Source organism: Caballeronia sp. M23-90 (assembly GCF_053574605.1).
Window position 1 is genome coordinate 1 of record NZ_JBSIPA010000822.1, and the last position, 1,297, is coordinate 1,297.

The following is a 1,297-nucleotide window of genomic DNA, read 5'->3' on the forward strand; positions in this document are numbered from 1 at the left end:
GCGGCTTTGACGAACTACTTTCAACTCTGAGTCTTTGCCAGTCATAGGTGTCCACCTCCAAATTGGTGGACACCTATGCTCCTCGCTCAGAGCGTCAGTTGGTAGACGTCGAAAATGGATCGCTTACGTTCTACCTGAGCGATGAGGAGACGCTGAAAGAACAAGAGAAAAACTTCGTCGCCGCGGAGCGGGGCCTCAAAGCATGTATCACCCGGGCAGCAGATACGCAAACGTGGGCGGTGAGCAATGCCGACGCGCTTTACATTGCAGCACTGTTGCAGCTTCACGATGATCAGCTGCGTTTGGTGCCCGTACATCGGCTGGATAAAGCCAAGCATCGATTGGACAAACTTTTCGCCCAAGGCGAAGGGTTTCCAAGCTTTGATTTCTGAGCGGCCACCTGGGAAGTCTCGGTCTTCGCGCTTACATTGGCCGTTCATGAGAGCGGGTGCCGTACAATCCCGTGAACTCGTGCCCTCAGTCAAAGATACGCGCATCCCGCCCTTAAAAGCTATTGTCGCCTCCAAAGCGTATCGCGAACGAAAAGCGTCAATCGCGCGGCCGACGAGCTTGGGCTGACACCGTCTGCGGTCAGCCATCAGCTTGCGAACCTTGAAGCCATGGTTGGGCGGCCGTTATTTGCCAGCTATGGACGTGGCCTCGTGTTGACTGCGACGGGTCAGCAATATCTGACCGACGTCACCGGATCACTCGCTGACAACCATACGGGCAACGGGCAGCCGGGGACACAAGCCGCGACCATCGCACCAGCCCCCACGCGAAACCGTCAAATGTGTCTGCTCCCCGTAGGAAACGCGAGTGGCTTGAATCCGGCAGCTCAATTCTGCAGCGTATACCACAGCGCTAGAAAATAGTTCCGGCGTCCGTGTTCAGGGTATCAAAGCTCTTCGATGCTGCGCATTTGGTGATCGCCGTTACCGCGAGAGACGCCAGTTTGCGGACACCGGTCGGTCGCGCTAGCAGATCTAATGGACAGCATTAGCGCTCCAATGGACACAGCTAGCAAATCTAACGATCTCCAAGCGCCGGTGATGGCGAGCGCTTAATTGTCCGTTATTGGCAAAATCATGGTGGCGCACGAAATCCCCCGAAATAGCGCGAACCTGTCTAGCAGGCTGGTGAAATACCTCGTGTGGCGGTCATCCGTAACGTGGGCGTAAACGTTGAACTGATGTCATCAATGAGAACGAGATGGAACAGATGCGCGGACCGGATGGCTTTACCGAATCTATGTTCACAGTGTTGAAGCTGGATGATTTCGTGCCGAAGGACCATC

At 55.2% G+C, this 1,297-nt stretch carries 1 protein-coding gene and 1 pseudogene; both read left to right on the top strand.

The features are described 5' to 3' along the window. The first annotated feature begins 47 nt into the window (after nucleotides 1-47). On the top strand, nucleotides 48-392 hold the full coding sequence (locus tag ACRXB1_RS36170) for a hypothetical protein (RefSeq protein WP_449494790.1): 345 nt from the start codon (nucleotides 48-50) through the stop codon (nucleotides 390-392). Nucleotides 393-438: 46 nt separating this feature from the next. Beyond that, nucleotides 439-719 (top strand): annotated as a pseudogene (locus ACRXB1_RS36175) (LysR family transcriptional regulator); the annotation flags it as partial. Nucleotides 720-1,297 lie beyond the last annotated feature (578 nt).